Origin of the sequence: Bradyrhizobium canariense (genome assembly GCF_900105125.1) — a bacterium.
GTDB classification, from domain to species: domain Bacteria; phylum Pseudomonadota; class Alphaproteobacteria; order Rhizobiales; family Xanthobacteraceae; genus Bradyrhizobium; species Bradyrhizobium canariense_A.
In genome coordinates this window covers 2,693,833-2,708,844 of sequence record NZ_LT629750.1, presented here as the reverse complement: position 1 = coordinate 2,708,844, position 15,012 = coordinate 2,693,833, and the positions used below count along the sequence as shown (strand labels likewise).

Genomic DNA, 15,012 nt, shown 5'->3' with positions numbered 1-15,012 from the left:
TGTGGGAGAGGGTGGCGAAATCGAGCGGAGCGAGATTGAGCCGGGTGAGGGGTCTCTATCCGCGGACGCAGACCCCTTATCCGGCGCGGATGGTATCCGCGCCACCTTCTCCCACAAGGGGAGAAGGTATTGGAGCGTGCGGCGCTAGCCCTTCGCGATCCGCCGGCAATGCGCCCATGCCGCGCTGATCAGATTTTCATTTGCCTCGGGCGTGCGGAAGGCCGAATGCGCCGACAGTGTCACGTTCGGTAGTTTCGTCAGCGGATGGTCCGACGGCAGCGGCTCGATATTGAAAACGTCGAGCCCGGCGTGTCGGATGTGGCCTGATTTCAGCGCGTCGATCATGGCGGCCTCGTCGACCAGCGCACCGCGCGCGGTGTTGACGAACAACACACCCGGCTTCATCCGCGCGATCCGTTCGCGGGTGAGAAAACCGCGCGTCTCGTCGTTCAACAAAAGATGCAGCGAGACGACGTGGCTCTGCGCCAGAAGCGTATCGAGATCGGTGAACTCGGCGCCGGGATGATTTTTGGGCGTCCTGTTCCACGCGATCACGCGCATGCCGCTGCCGATCGCGATGCGCGCGACCTCGGCCGCAATGCCGCCAAACCCGATCAGGCCCAGCGTCTTGCCGGTGAGCTGCATGCCGTCCTCGCGTAGCCAATTGCCGGCGCGCATCTCGCGGTCCATCTTGGCAATGCCGCGGGAGGCTTCCCACATCAGCGCGATGGCGCATTCGGCAACCGCGGTGTCGCCATAACCCTTGATCAAGTGAACGGTGATGCCGAGCTCGGCGAGCTCTTCGGGATTCATGTAACTCCGCGCGCCGGTGCCGAGAAAGACCACATGCTTCAGGCCAGCGCAGCGCCGTGCAACGTCGGTCGGAAACGGGGTGTGATCGATGATGACGATCTCCGGGCCATCGAGCAGGGCAGGCATCTGCTCGGATGTGATGTCGGCGTTGCGGTTGACCGCGACCTCCGGATCGCCTTCTGCGTTCTGCCGCTCGAAAATATCCGCCAGCGATCCGTTGGCATCGACAAAAACTCCGCGCACCGAAATCTCCGTTTGCTTTTTGAAAGGGACCGCCCGGCTACGACGCAACGCCTGCAAGCGCCAGCACGGTATGCATCAGGACGTTGGCGCCCGCGGTGCAATCCGCTTGCGTTGCGTCCTCAAGCTCATTGTGGCTGATGCCGTCCTTGCAGGGCACGAACACCATCGCGGCAGGCATCACCGTATTGAGGTTGCAGGCGTCATGGCCGGCGCCTGACGTGATGCGCCGGTGCGAATAGCCGAGCGCCTGAGCCGCATTCTCCACCGCGTCGACCAGTCTGGGATCGAAATGGGTCGGCGGCTTGCGCCAGACCAGATTGAGCTTGACCTCGACCTTGCGCTGGGCCGCGATTTCGGCAACCGCAGCGCGCAGGTCCTTGTCGAGCGCGTCCATGATCGCGGCATCGGCGCTGCGGCAATCGATGGTGAAGGCGATCTCGCCGGGAATGACATTGCGCGAGGGATTGGCGATGACGGCCTCGCCGATGGTCCCGACCGCCTTTGGACCGTGCTTTTTCGCGATGCTCTCCATCGCCAGCACGATCTCCGACAAGGTTGCCAGCGCATCGCGGCGCAGCGGCATCGGCGTCGAGCCGGCATGGCTTTCAAAGCCGATGATCTGGCCATCGTACCACAATACGCCCTGGCCGGAATCGACCACGCCGATGGTCTTGTTCTCCGCTTCGAGGATTGGACCTTGCTCGATATGCAGTTCGACGAAGCTGGTAAATTTTTGCGTACCGACCGGGCTGTCGCCGCGATAGCCGATGCTGTCGAGCGCCTCCGCCACGGTGACGCCTTCGGCATCCCTGCGCGACAGAATATCGTCTGTCGTAAAATCACCGACATAGGCGGCCGACGCCATCATCGCCGGCGCAAAGCGCGAACCTTCCTCGTTGGTCCAGTTGACGATGCAGATCGGGGCTTCGGTCTCGATCCCGGCATCGTTGAGGGTGCGAACGACTTCGAGCGCCGCCAGCGTGCCGAGCACGCCGTCGAACTTGCCGCCGGTCGGTTGGGTATCGAGATGCGAGCCCAGGCCGACCGGTGGCTTCGACATGTCGCGGCCCTTGCGCAGGCCAAACATCGAACCGAGCCCATCGACATGCACTTCGAGGCCGGCGGCCTCGCAGGCTTTGCGGAACCAGTCGCGCACCTGCTTGTCTTCCGGCCCGAGCGTCAGCCGCCGAACCCCGCCCTTGGGCGTCGCGCCGAATTTCGCCGTTTCATGAATCGTATCCCAAAGCCGGGCGGAATCGATCTGCAGATTGGATGCGACTGGGGTCATGGAGCCATTCCGGAAATCAGGCGACAGGCAGGTTCATTTCAATGACGCGCCGGCTGCGGCGCGTCAACAATGACGCTGCCTTGCGCAAGCTTCGCGGCAAGTTCAGCCACGCGCTCGATGGCGACCGTATCGGGGGAGGCGAGCCAGCTCGCCGAGAATGTCAGCGATGGTATTTGCAGGTTGGTCGACAGCAATTGCAGCCGCTCGTCGGCCAACTCATTCTCGACGATCGCGGTCGGGATCACGGCGATGCCAAGGCCCTCGATCGCCATGTGAATGACGGTCGCCAGTGACGCGCTGGCGTGCAGGCGCATCGGCGGCAAGTCGGGGCGATTGAACAGCGAGCTCACGATTTCGTAGGGTTGGGTCTTGCGTGGAAACGTGATGATGGGAAACTTCGCGAGATCGTGCACCGTCAGTCTTCGCTTGCCCAGGCCCAGCGAAGGACTGGCAAGGAAGTCCACGGGATAGTCGCACAGCACCCGGTTGCTGATGGTCGGCGCCGTCAGCGGTCCGAGCAGGAATGCCAGCTCGATTTCCTGCGCCAGCAGCCGGCTTTGCAGGTTCGAGGTAATGTCGACCTCGATTTCGAGTGAAAGGTTGGGATAGACGTGATTGACGCGCTTGATCAGTTGCGAAAGCCAGGTGTGCACGATGGTCTCGGCGACGCCGAGCCGCAGCACGCCGCGCATCGCCGAGCGATCGCCGATCACCTCCAGCATTTCCGAGCGCAGCCCGATCAGCTTCTCGGCATACACCATCATCTGCCGCCCGCTCGGCGTCGGAAGCACCATGCGGCGGTCGCGCTGCAAAAGCCGGACACCTACCTCGCGTTCGAGCTGCGCGATCCGCTGCGAGATCGCGGGCTGGGTGGTGTTGAGCTTTTGGGCCGCCCCGCGGAAGCTGCCGAGCGTGACCACCCACATGAAGGTCTCTATTGCCTTGAAATCAGCCATGCTTCCGATACCTGCAGATCGATAAATTAGATTTATCGATCTTGATTAAAAACGACGATTAGACATTATAGTACCCGTATGCGTCACTTGCTGTCGAGTGAAATGGAGCGGCATTCATGACCAGCCTGGCGAGAACGGAGCGGCCTTCCGACCGCGCGACGTCTGATTTATCCGCTGATGCAAACCTGTTGCCGAGCGTGGCGGCCCGGCACGCCTGCCGCGCCGGGATGGCCACGACCACCGCCGGCGTCGCCAACGGCTTCGTCCAGGGTAACCTTGCGATCCTGCCGGAGAAGCTCGCGGCTTCGTTCCACCGGTTTTGCCAGCTCAATCCAAAGCCGTGCCCCATCATCGGCATGTCCGATGTCGGCGATCCCCGCATTCCCTCGCTCGGGATCGACCTCGATATTCGTACCGACGTGCCGCGTTACCGCGTCTGGCGCGACGGCGAGATGGTGGAGGAGCCGACCGATATCATGGCGCATTGGCGCGACGATCTGGTTGCGTTCGTGCTGGGCTGCTCTTTCTCATTTGAGGAAGCGCTGATGGCGGATGATCTGCCGCTCCGTCATATCGAGCACAATGTACGCGTGCCGATGTACCGCACCAACATCGCATGCAGCCCGTCGGGACCGTTCGCGGGTCCCATGGTGGTCTCGATGCGCCCGTTCAAACCTGCGGATGCGATCCGCGCGGTGCAGATCACCTCGCGATTTCCCGCCGTGCATGGCGCGCCGGTTCATCTCGGACATCCGCATTCGATCGGAATCGCGGATATCGCAAAACCCGACTATGGCGACCCGGTGCCGGTGGCATCAGATGAGATCCCCGTGTTCTGGGCGTGCGGCGTGACGCCGCAAGCCGTCATCGCGGCGGCGAAGCTGCCGTTTGCCATTACCCACGCGCCCGGACTAATGCTGGTGACAGACCTGAAGAACAAACAGTTGGCTGTGCTTTAATGGGCAGCCCTTGCTGTTCTTTGAGGCTTTACCATCGAGTTCAATCGCTTCATCGATAGCGGCAGATAACAGGGGATCTCTCGTATGACTATCACGCGTCGGAATGTATTGCTTGGAGCCACTGCTACTGCTGCGCTGATGCCGGTCGTGGCCCGCGCGCAAACCACCGACGTGCCGATCGGCATCATCTATCCGTTCTCCGGCGCCAGCGCGCAGATCGGCGTCGATGCGAAGAGCGCGTTCGAGACCGCTGCCGAGATCATCAACAACAAATACGATTTCGACCTGCCGCTGGCGCGCGACACTGGGCTGCCGGGGTTGGGCGGAGCCAAGATCCGCCTCGTCTACGCCGATCACCAGGCCGATCCGCAGAAGGGCCGCGCCGAAGCCGAGCGCCTCATCACGCAGGAAAAGGTCTGCGCTATCATCGGCACCTATCAGAGCGCGGTCGCCGTCACGGCCAGCCAGATCTGCGAGCGCTACCAGATCCCGTTCCTCTCGGCGGACAATTCCTCGCCGAGCCTGCATCGCCGCGGTCTCAAATTTTATTTCCGCGCCGCCCCCCATGACGAGATGTTTTCGGCCGCGATGTTCGACTTCTTCGATGCCATGAAGAAGAAAGGTACCAAGATCGACACGCTGTCGCTGTTCCACGAAGATACCATCTTCGGTACCGATTCCGGCAACGCACAGCTCAAGCTCGCCGGCGAACGCGGCTACAAGGTGCTGGCGGATATCAAATACCGCGCCAATTCGCCGTCGCTGTCGGCGGAAGTGCAGCAGCTCAAGGCCGCCAATGCCGACGTGCTGATGCCGTCGAGCTACACCACGGATGGCATCCTGCTGGTGAAGACCATGGCCGAACTCGGCTACAAGCCCAACGCCATCGTCGCGCAGGACGCCGGCTTCTCCGAAAAGGCATTATATGATGCGGTCGGCGACAAGCTCGAAGGCGTGATCTCGCGCGGCAGTTTCTCGCTCGATCTGGCCGCCAAGCGGCCGATGGTCGGCACGGTCAATGACATGTTCAAAGCGAAATCGGGCAAGGACCTCAACGACTTTTCCTCGCGCCAGTTCATGGGCCTGATCGTGATGGCGGATGCGATCAACCGCGCCAAATCCACCGACGGCGAAAAGATTCGCGAAGCGCTGGTCGCCACCGACATGCCGGGCGAACAGACCATCATGCCGTGGAAGCGCGTCAAGTTCGACGAGATGGGCCAGAACAACGATGCCGATCCGGTATTGCTGCAATATGTCGGCGGCAAGTTCGTCACGATCTTTCCGCCGCAAGCCGCGGTAGCCGAAGCCATCTGGCCGATGAAATAAACGGTTGGCACGAGGACCAAGGCCGTGACGGCTGAGACCATCATCCAAAGTCTTGCCAGCGGCCTTTTGATGGGGCTGCTGTACGGCTTGATCGCCGCGGGGCTGGCGCTGATTTTCGGCCTCATGGACGTGGTGAACTTCGCCCACGGCGAGTTCCTCATGATCGCCATGTACATCACGTTCTTTCTGTTCGCGTTTTTTGCCGTCGATCCCCTGCTGGCGGCGCCGCTGGTCGCGGCGGCGCTGTTCGTGTTCGGGGCGCTGGTCTATCTGTTGATCGTGCGCTTCGCCGTGCGGGCAAAAGCCAATGCCGGCATGGTGCAGATCTTTTCGACCTTCGGTCTCGCCATCACGATGCGTGGTCTGGCGCAGTTCTTCTTCACGCCGGACTATCGCAGCGTCACGCATTCCTGGCTGGGCGGAAAAACCTTCTCGATTGCCGGCATCTTCCTGCCGGTGCCGCAACTGGCCGGCGCGCTGGTGACGATCGCGGCGTTCAGCGCCCTCTATTTCTTCATCAACCGTACCGATTTCGGCCGGGCGCTTGAAGCAACGCGCGAGGACGCCGGTGCGGTGGCGCTGGTCGGTATCGACAAGAACAGGGTATTCGCACTGGGCTGGGGTCTTGGCGCGGCGCTGGTAGGGCTCGCCGGCGCGATCATGGCGATGTTCTTTTACGTCTATCCCGATGTCGGCGCGTCGTTCGCGCTGATCGCCTATGTCACGGTGGCCCTCGGCGGCTTCGGCAGCGTGTTCGGCGCCTTTGCCGGCGGCATCATCGTCGGTCTTGTCGAAGCCACCACGGCGTTGATCCTGCCGCCGTCGCTGAAGTCGGTCGGCATCTACGCGGTCTATCTGCTGGTGGTCTTCATCCGGCCGCGCGGCCTGTTCGGATCGCTGTGATGGATACCGCCTTCGCCCAGCGCCGCCGCCGCGATTTGATCATCGCGGGCTGTTTTGCGGTCCTGGCTGCGCTGGTGCCGATGTTCGTCAAGGACGTCTACGTCCAGAACATCATGGTGCTGACGCTGATGTATGCGGCGTTATCGCAGAGCTGGAATATTCTCTCCGGCTATTGCGGGCAGATCTCGCTCGGCCATGCCCTGTATTTTGGGCTCGGCGCCTACACGACCGCGCTGCTGTTCACCAAGTTCGGCGTGTTGCCGTGGTTCGGCATGGTCGGCGGCGGCCTGATATCCGCTGTCATCGCGATGGCGCTGGGTTATCCCTGTTTCCGCCTGCGCGGGCATTATTTCGTCATCGCCACCATCGTCATCGCCGAGATCGCGCTGTTGTTGTTCCAGAACTGGGATTGGGCCGGCGCCGCGCTCGGCATCGATATTCCGGTGCGTCACGACAGTTGGCTGACGTTCCAGTTCACCCGCAGCAAGCTGCCCTATTTTTATTTCGCGCTCGCGCTCACCTGCATCGCCTGGCTCGTGACCTGGTGGCTCGAGGATTCCAAATGGGGTTTTTGGTGGCGCGCCGTGAAAGACAATCCGGACGCCGCCGAGAGCCTCGGCGTGGTCGTGTTCGATTCCAAGATGGGCGCCGCTGCGGTCTCGGCGTTCCTCACCGCGGTTGGCGGCGGCTTCTATGCGCAGTTCGTGTCGTATATCGATCCCGAAAGCGTCATGGGGTTTCAATTCTCGCTGTTGATGGCATTGCCCGCCGTGCTCGGCGGCATCGGCACGTTGTGGGGGCCGGTGCTCGGCGCGGTCATCCTGATCCCGCTTACCGAACTGACACGCTCTTATATCGGCGGCTCCGGCCGTGGCGTCGACCTGATCGTCTATGGCACTTTAATCGTGCTGATCTCGCTGGCGCGGCCGGAGGGTCTGATCGGATTGTTCTCGCGTGGGCATAAGGAGCCGGCCCGATGACGGCGCTGCTCGAAACCCGCGGCGTCTGGCAACGGTTCGGTGGTCTGGTCGCCAACAGCGATGTTTCGATTTCGGTCGGACGCGGCGAGATCGTCGGACTGATCGGTCCGAATGGCGCCGGCAAGTCGACGCTGTTCAACCTGATCGCCGGCGTGCTGCCGCCGACCCAGGGTTCGATATTTTTCGATGGTGAAGACGTCACCACGCTGCCGGCGGCGGAGCGCTGCCAGCGCGGCATCGGGCGCACTTTCCAGGTCGTGAAAAGCTTCGAGACCATGACCGTGATCGACAACGTCATCGTCGGCGCGCTGATCCGCACCACCGTGATGCGCGAGGCGCGCCGCAAGGCCCATGAGGTGCTGGAATTTGCCGGCCTTGCCGCCCGTGCCAATGTGCTCGCCAGCGATCTGGTCCCGTCTGAAAAGCGGCGGCTCGAAGTCGCCCGCGCGCTTGCGACCGAGCCCAAACTGCTGCTGCTGGATGAAGTCCTCACCGGCCTGACCCCGACCGAGGCGCAAACCGGCGTCGAACTGGTGCGTCGGGTTCGCGCGACCGGCGTTACCGTGCTCATGGTCGAGCATGTCATGGAGATCGTGATGCCGCTGGTCGACCGCGCCATCGTGCTCGATCTCGGCAAGGTGCTGGTCGAGGGCAAGCCGGCCGACATCGTCCGCGATCCGAAAGTCATCAGCGCCTACCTTGGGGATCGTCATGCTGTCGGTGCATGAAATCACCACGGCCTATCAGGGCTTGGTAGCGATCTCGGCCGTCAGCATCGAGGTCGAGAAGGGCGAGATCGTCTGCGTTGCCGGGGCCAATGGCGCCGGCAAATCGACGCTTTTGAAATCCATCGCCGGCGCCGAGCGTCCGCGCTCCGGCACGATTACCTTTGATGGCGCGCGTCTCGACGGCCTGGCACAACATGTCATCACCGCGCGCGGCATTGCCTATGTGCCGGAAAATCGCAGGCTGTTTCCGCGGCTGTCGGTGCACGACAATCTGCGTCTCGGCAGTTACATGTATCGCAGCCAGGCCGATCGCGACGCGCCGCTGGAACTGGTGTTCCAACTGTTTCCGCGGTTGTCCGAACGCCTCGAGCAGCGCGCCGAAACGCTGAGCGGCGGCGAGCAGCAGATGCTGGCGATTGGGCGGGCGTTGATGACGCGCCCGCGGCTGTTGATGCTGGACGAGCCGTCGCAGGGTATCATGCCGAAGCTGGTTGATGAAATCTTCGCTGCGGTAAAGCGCATCCGCGACGCCGGCATGACCGTGCTGATCGTCGAGCAGCGAATGGCGGAGTGCCTCGACATCGCCGACCGCGCCTATATTTTACAGACCGGCCGCGTGCTGATGCAGGGCGCCGCGGCTGAGATCAAAGGCAATCCCGATGTGCGCAAGGCGTATCTGGGGCTGTGACTTCCATCGCAGTCATTGCGGGGAGCCAACGGGACCCGCCTCCGGCGGGCCGACGACAGGCTCCGCGACGAAGCAATCCATCTCGCAACTCGTCATTCCGGGGCGATGCGAAGCATCGAACCCGGAATCTCGAGATTCCGGGTCTGGTGCTGACGCACCATCCCGGAATGACGGAGGTTGGATTGCTTTGCGGAGCCTGTCATCGGGCGGCGCTTTGCACCGACCCGTTGGCTCGCGATGACGTGGAGGGGGCATTCGCGACGCGCACAAGGCGTATTTGGGGCAGGTCCGTAGGATGGGTGGAGCGAAGCGATACCCATCAGTTTCGGTTTGCGTGGTTGATGGGTTTTGCTAAGGGCTCAACCCATCCTACAGACTATGCATGATCGTGCCCATGCGCCGGCAACGCCAGCCCAAAGGTCCTGGACAAATCCGCGACCTGTGCCGGCGTCAGGTAGCGCGGGTTGAGCCCGCGCAGCAGCAAATAGAGCTTTGCGGTTTCTTCCAGCTCTTCCATCGCAAACACCGCCGCTTCCAGCGTATCGCCCGACACCACCGGGCCGTGATTGGCGAGCAGCACGGATGTGTATTTTCCGGCAAGCCCCTTGATCGCATCGGCGACCGCGGGATCGCCGGGACGATAATACGGGACCAGTGCGGTCAGCCCGCATTTCATCAGATAATACGGCGTCATGGGCGGCAGCGCGGCGCGCGGATCGATCTCCGGCAGCATCGAAAGCGCCACCGAATGGGTCGAATGCAGGTGAACAACCGCGCGCGCAGCGCCGCGCGTCTGGTAGAGCGCGGTATGCAGCGGCACTTCCTTGGTCGGTGCATCGCCGGAGATGAGCCGTCCGTCGGCGCCGAGCCGCGACAGCCGCGCCGGGTCCAGCCAACCGAGCGAGGCATTGGTCGGCGTCACCAGCCAGCCGCCATCATCGAGCTTCACACTGATGTTGCCCGACGAGCCCGGCGTCAGTCCGCGCTCGAACAGCGAGCGGCCGAGGCGGCAGATTTCCTCGCGGACCATCGTTTCGGTCATGGCAGCATCCCTGTTTCCCGCGTTGTCTCATGCTTTGGCAGCGCGGCCAAGCCGTGATACCCAGAGGCAAAGCCGCGCTTAAGTGCTGGCCAGAGGAAACCTGCCGGGGAATTGCCGCATGCCTGAATCCGTAAAACCACGCGTCGCCGTCATCGGGCTGGGCTCGATGGGTTTTGGCATGGCGACCTCGTTGCGGCGTGCGGGTTTTGACGTTGCCGGCTGCGACGTTTCGGCAGACGCCGTGGCGCGATTCGTGGCCGACGGCGGGCGGGGCGGAAAGACCCCGGCGGACGCCGCCAAACAGGCTGACATTGTGGTCAGCGTGGTCGTCAACGCCGCGCAGACCGAAACCATCCTGTTCGGCAAAGATGGCGTGGCCGAAACGCTGGCCAAGGATGCGGTTTTTATCTCCTCTGCCACCATGGATCCCGATGTGGCGCGGCGGCTCGCGAAACAACTGGAGGCGACCGGCCGGCACTATCTCGACGCACCGATCAGCGGCGGAGCGCAGCGCGCGGCGCAGGGTGAACTCACCATCCTGGCGTCGGGCAGTCCCACGGCTTTCGCCAAGGCGCGGCCCGCGCTCGATGCGATGGCGGCGAAGCTTTACGAACTCGGTGATGCCGCTGGCCAAGGCGCCGCGTTCAAGATGATCAACCAGTTGCTCGCCGGCGTGCATATCGCGGCCGCCTCCGAAGCGATCACGTTCGCCGCCAAGCAGGGGCTCGATATCCGGAAAGTCTATGAGGTGATCACGGCGTCTGCCGGCAATTCCTGGATGTTCGAGAACCGCATGCCGCACGTGCTCGACGGCGATTATACCCCGCGCAGCGCGGTGGAGATTTTCGTCAAGGACCTCGGCATCATCCAGGACATGGCGCGCACGGCAAAATTTCCGGTACCGGTGGCGGCTGCGGCGCTACAGATGTTCTTGATGACGGCGGCTTCCGGCATGGGCCGCGATGACGATGCTTCGGTCGCGCGGATGTATGCGCGCGTCACCGGCACGGCTTTGCCGGGCGAACCGAAATAAAACTGACACACAAGAGGACCGTCGATGCCCCGTTTCGCCGCCAATCTTTCCATGATGTTCAACGAAGTCCCGTTCCTCGACCGGTTCGATGCGGCGGCGAAAGCGGGTTTCACCGCCGTTGAATTCCTGTTTCCCTATGAACATCCGGCCGAACAGGTCGGCGAGCGGCTGCATCGCAACGGCCTGACGCAGGCGCTGTTCAATCTGCCGCCGGGCAATTGGGCAGCCGGCGAAAAAGGCTTTGCGGCGCTGCCGGACCGTTTTGCCGACCTGCAGCAAAGCCTGCACACCGCGTTGCCCTATGCCAAGGCGACCGGCGTCAAGCGCCTGCATCTGATGGCGGGGATTGCCAGCCGCGACGATCGAAAGGCGGTAGAGGCGTTCTACAAATCCGTGGCTTGGGCCGCCGAGTTCTTTGGCCCCCATGGCATCGACGTGGTGCTCGAGCCGATCAACCCGCGTAACGTGCCCGGCTACTTCCTCAACGATTTTGCGTTTGCACGCGACCTGATCGACGAGCTGAAGATCCCCAATCTGAAGCTGCAGTTCGACATCTATCATTGCCAGATCATCCATGGCGACGTGACCATGCGGCTGCGTGAGATGATGCCGATAACGGGCCATATCCAGATTGCGAGCATTCCCTCGCGCAACGAGCCCGATGGGGAGGAATTGAATTATCCGTTCCTGTTCGGCGAACTCGATCGGCTCGGCTACAAGGGTTTTGTCGGCTGCGAATATAACCCGCGCGGCAAGACGTCAGACGGTCTCGGCTGGTTCAAACCCTACGCCGGAGTGAAGCCGTGACCTCTGCGTTGTCCCTGGGCTGCATCGCCGACGATTACACCGGTGCCTCCGACCTCGCCAACACGCTGACCCGTGCCGGATTGCGCACGGTGCAGACCATCGGGGTGCCCCCGGACGATCTGGCGCTGCCCGAAGTCGATGCCGTGGTGGTCTCGCTCAAGAGCCGCTCGATCGAGGCCGGCCTTGCGGTGGAGCGCTCGCGCGCCTCGGAAAAATGGCTGCGCGGGCGAGGCGCTCGTCATGTGCTGTTCAAGATCTGTTCGACCTTCGATTCCACCGATGCCGGCAATATCGGCCCGGTCATGGATGCGTTGCGCCGCGACTCCGGCGATACGATCGTGCTGGTGACGCCGGCCTTTCCGGAAACCGGCCGCACGGTCTATCAGGGTAACCTGTTCGTGGGCGCGGTGCCGCTGAACGAAAGTCCGCTCAAGGACCATCCGCTCAATCCGATGCACGATTCCAACCTGGCGCGGGTGCTGGCGCGCCAGAGCAAAACCAAAATCGGTCTCGTCAATCTCGCGGCAGTGTCGCGCGGACCGGATGCCGTCCGAGCACGGCTTGCCGATCTCGCCGGACAAGGTTTCGGCGCCGCGATTGTCGATGCGGTGTTCGATCGCGATCTGGAGACCATCGGCGCGGTGGCGCTGGATCATCGCCTGTCCGTTGGGGCGTCCGGCATCGGGCTTGGGCTTGCCCATGCGCTGGTGACGTCGCGAAAGACCAAGCAAAACGCGTCGAACACGCTGTCCGATACGCCGGTCGGCGGCCCTGCGGTATGTCTTGCCGGCAGTTGCTCACAGGCGACGCTGCAGCAGGTTGCCAACGCCGAGCAGGCCATGCCGGTGCTTCATCTCGATCCCGAGCAGATCATCTCGGGCAAGGACGAATCGCGTCGCGCGCTCGCCTGGGCCAAGGATCGAATCAAAGATGGTCCGATCCTGATCGCCAGCAGCTCGACGCCGGAGGAGGTCGCAGCCCTGCAGTCACGACATGGCCGCAATGCAACAGGGCATGCGATCGAACAGGCAATGGCCGATATCGCAGACGGGTTGGTGCTGGCGGGCGTGCGGCGGCTGGTTGTCGCCGGCGGCGAAACCTCCGGCGCGGTGGTGGATCGTCTGGGAATTCCGGCTTTTCTGGTCGGAGCGGAAATCGCCGCCGGTGTACCGGTGCTGCGCGCGGTCGGCGCGAAGGCAGGCGAGATGTTGCTTGCACTGAAATCAGGCAATTTCGGCGGACCGGAGTTTTTCTCCGACGCCCTCAAGCTGATGCGCTGATCGCTACATCTGCGTCGGTCTTTTGCGCGGCCCGTAGTCCTACGGGGACGTCAAGTTAACGTGACCTCAAGACGTCTAGGTTTTGATGCCGGAAGGGATTCGTCCACCCCGCCGCGTCTTGCTCCGTCACGTCAGGCGCTCTCCAGCGTTCAAAACCAAGAGATTGCAAATCATGTTCGCCAAGTTCTCGATCCGCGCCAAGATCACGGCCGTCGTAGCCTTCCTGCTCCTCGCGCTGGCCGGTATGGGCCTGCTCGCCGTCAGGAATATGCGGGCGATAAACGCCAATACCGTCGATATCACGACGAACTGGCTGCCGAGCGTCCGTGTGCTGGGCGATCTGCGTGCAGGTGTCATCACCTATCGCAACGTGATCCGGGAGCACCTGCTCGCAGAGACGTTGGAGGAAAAGGAAGCAGCCGAAAAGACTCTGGCTGGTGTTGTCGAGGGTAACAACAAGATTCGCCAGACCTATGAGCCAATGATTACGACTCCGGAGGAACGCGCGCTCTACAACCAATGGTCGCAAACCTGGGACGACTACAAGAAGGGCACCGAGGAAGTCATGGCGCTTTCCCGCAAAGAGGCCGGGAAGGTCCCCCATGAATCTCACGAGTTGAATTCGAAAACCGTGAACAAGCTTTCGCTCGCGGCCGACGAAATCCTGAAGAAGGATATCGATCTCAATAATTCGGGCGCCGACAAGGTAGCCAACGACGCGGCCGACACCTATGCCTCGGCCTTTGCAATGCTGGCGGTCATACTCGGCTTCGCGGTCATCGTCGGTGGCGCCGTCGGCGTTTATCTGATCCGCGACGTCTCCAGCGGTATCGCCTCCATCGTGAAGCCGATGCAGGCGCTGGGTAAAGGCGATTTGACCGCGCAAGTGCCGCATCAGGGCGAGAAAACCGAAATCGGCGCCATGGCGGATACCCTGCAGGTGTTCAAGGAAGCGTTGGTCGCGAAGAAAGCCGCCGATGAAGCGGCCGCGCAAGACGCGGAAGCCAAGATCGAGCGTGGCCGTCGGGTCGACAACATCACCCGCGAGTTCGAATCGATGATTGGCGAGATCGTCAATACCGTATCCTCGGCCTCCTCCCAGCTTGAGTCCTCGGCCGGCACCCTGTCATCGACCGCGGAGCGTTCGCAGCGGTTGGCGACGACGGTCGCGGCAGCCTCCGAAGAAGCGTCCACCAATGTTCAGTCGGTGGCGTCAGCCACGGAAGAATTGTCGTCCTCCGTCAACGAGATCAGCCGTCAGGTCCAGGAATCGGCGCGGATGGCCACCGAGGCCGTTGGACAGGCACGCAGGACCAACGACCGCGTCAGTGAATTGTCGAAGGCCGCAGCTCGCATCGGCGATGTGGTCGAACTGATCAACACCATCGCGGGACAGACCAATCTGCTAGCGCTGAACGCCACCATCGAGGCGGCACGCGCCGGCGAGGCCGGTCGCGGCTTCGCCGTCGTGGCGTCCGAGGTGAAGGCACTGGCGGAACAGACCGCGAAAGCCACCGGCGAGATCGGCCAGCAGATTACCGGCATCCAGGCCGCGACCCAGGAATCGGTCGGCGCGATCAAGGAAATCAGCGGCACCATCGAAAAACTGTCAGAAATATCCTCGACCATTGCCGCGGCGGTGGAAGAGCAGGGCGCAGCGACCCAGGAAATCTCCCGCAACGTGCAGCAGGCGGCGCAGGGCACGCAGCAGGTGTCATCCAACATCACCGACGTGGAGCGTGGCGCCAGCGAGACCGGTTCAGCCTCCTCGCAGGTCCTGTCGGCGGCAAAAATGCTCTCCGGCGACAGCAGCCGCCTCAAGACCGAGGTCAGCAAGTTCCTCACCTCGGTCCGGGCGGCCTGAGAAAGTTATTGCGGCCCCTTCGGCGGCGCTCGTCCAAAGACGGGTGCCGCGGAAGTGAAGGTCAGTTATGCCCCCACGCGTTGGCTTTTTGGCTCCGGT

General features: G+C 62.6%; 14 protein-coding genes. 10 read left to right on the top strand and 4 right to left on the bottom strand.

Translation table 11 applies throughout. From position 1 onward, the window contains the following. Positions 1–144: 144 nt before the first annotated feature. The 3 genes from BLV09_RS12925 to BLV09_RS12915 are packed head-to-tail and all read right to left on the bottom strand — an operon-like array spanning position 145 to position 3,300. Positions 145–1,056, bottom strand: a complete 912-nt coding sequence (locus BLV09_RS12925; protein WP_146687574.1) for an NAD(P)-dependent oxidoreductase — start codon at positions 1,054–1,056, stop codon at positions 145–147. 37 nt (positions 1,057–1,093) lie between these two features. Next, the gene (locus tag BLV09_RS12920; protein ID WP_146687573.1) at positions 1,094–2,344 is read right to left on the bottom strand and encodes a Zn-dependent hydrolase; all 1,251 of its coding nucleotides are present in this window, start codon (positions 2,342–2,344) and stop codon (positions 1,094–1,096) included. A gap of 38 nt (positions 2,345–2,382) precedes the next feature. Further along, positions 2,383–3,300, bottom strand: coding sequence for a LysR family transcriptional regulator (locus tag BLV09_RS12915; protein WP_146687572.1), 918 nt, complete (start codon positions 3,298–3,300; stop codon positions 2,383–2,385). 116 nt (positions 3,301–3,416) lie between these two features. Between BLV09_RS12915 and BLV09_RS12910 the strand changes: the two genes are divergently transcribed. From BLV09_RS12910 to BLV09_RS12885, 6 genes are all read left to right on the top strand, one after another. Further along, entirely contained in the window at positions 3,417–4,259 is an 843-nt protein-coding gene (locus tag BLV09_RS12910) for a putative hydro-lyase (RefSeq protein ID WP_146687571.1), read from the top strand. 84 nt (positions 4,260–4,343) lie between these two features. After that, entirely contained in the window at positions 4,344–5,588 is a 1,245-nt protein-coding gene (locus BLV09_RS12905; protein ID WP_146687570.1) for an ABC transporter substrate-binding protein, read from the top strand. Positions 5,589–5,612: 24 nt separating this feature from the next. Beyond that, the gene (locus BLV09_RS12900) at positions 5,613–6,491 is read left to right on the top strand and encodes a branched-chain amino acid ABC transporter permease (protein WP_100380689.1); all 879 of its coding nucleotides are present in this window, start codon (positions 5,613–5,615) and stop codon (positions 6,489–6,491) included. Continuing rightward, on the top strand, positions 6,491–7,471 hold the full coding sequence (locus tag BLV09_RS12895) for a branched-chain amino acid ABC transporter permease (RefSeq protein WP_146687569.1): 981 nt from the start codon (positions 6,491–6,493) through the stop codon (positions 7,469–7,471). The genes BLV09_RS12900 and BLV09_RS12895 overlap by 1 nt, the downstream gene beginning before the upstream one ends. Then, a complete protein-coding gene (locus BLV09_RS12890; RefSeq protein ID WP_100380691.1) occupies positions 7,468–8,199 on the top strand; it encodes an ABC transporter ATP-binding protein in 732 nt (243 codons plus the stop codon). Before BLV09_RS12895 ends, BLV09_RS12890 begins: the two co-directional genes overlap by 4 nt. Further along, a complete protein-coding gene (locus tag BLV09_RS12885; protein WP_100380692.1) occupies positions 8,183–8,887 on the top strand; it encodes an ABC transporter ATP-binding protein in 705 nt (234 codons plus the stop codon). Before BLV09_RS12890 ends, BLV09_RS12885 begins: the two co-directional genes overlap by 17 nt. A 376-nt stretch (positions 8,888–9,263) precedes the next feature. On the opposite strand, the gene BLV09_RS12880 is transcribed toward BLV09_RS12885, so the two are convergent. Then, positions 9,264–9,929, bottom strand: coding sequence for an aldolase (locus BLV09_RS12880; RefSeq protein ID WP_146687568.1), 666 nt, complete (start codon positions 9,927–9,929; stop codon positions 9,264–9,266). Between the two features lie 118 nt (positions 9,930–10,047). On the opposite strand from BLV09_RS12880, the gene ltnD reads away from it, so the two are divergent. The 4 genes from ltnD (at position 10,048) to BLV09_RS12860 (ending at position 14,913) form a co-directional block, all read left to right on the top strand. After that, positions 10,048–10,962, top strand: a complete 915-nt coding sequence (gene ltnD, locus BLV09_RS12875) for an L-threonate dehydrogenase (protein WP_146687567.1) — start codon at positions 10,048–10,050, stop codon at positions 10,960–10,962. A 24-nt stretch (positions 10,963–10,986) separates the two neighbouring features. Beyond that, on the top strand, positions 10,987–11,769 hold the full coding sequence (otnI, locus tag BLV09_RS12870) for a 2-oxo-tetronate isomerase (protein ID WP_146687566.1): 783 nt from the start codon (positions 10,987–10,989) through the stop codon (positions 11,767–11,769). Beyond that, positions 11,766–13,049, top strand: coding sequence for a 3-oxo-tetronate kinase (gene otnK, locus BLV09_RS12865; RefSeq protein ID WP_167558714.1), 1,284 nt, complete (start codon positions 11,766–11,768; stop codon positions 13,047–13,049). The genes otnI and otnK overlap by 4 nt, the downstream gene beginning before the upstream one ends. 172 nt (positions 13,050–13,221) lie before the next feature. Then, a complete protein-coding gene (locus tag BLV09_RS12860; RefSeq protein ID WP_146687565.1) occupies positions 13,222–14,913 on the top strand; it encodes a methyl-accepting chemotaxis protein in 1,692 nt (563 codons plus the stop codon). Positions 14,914–15,012 lie beyond the last annotated feature (99 nt).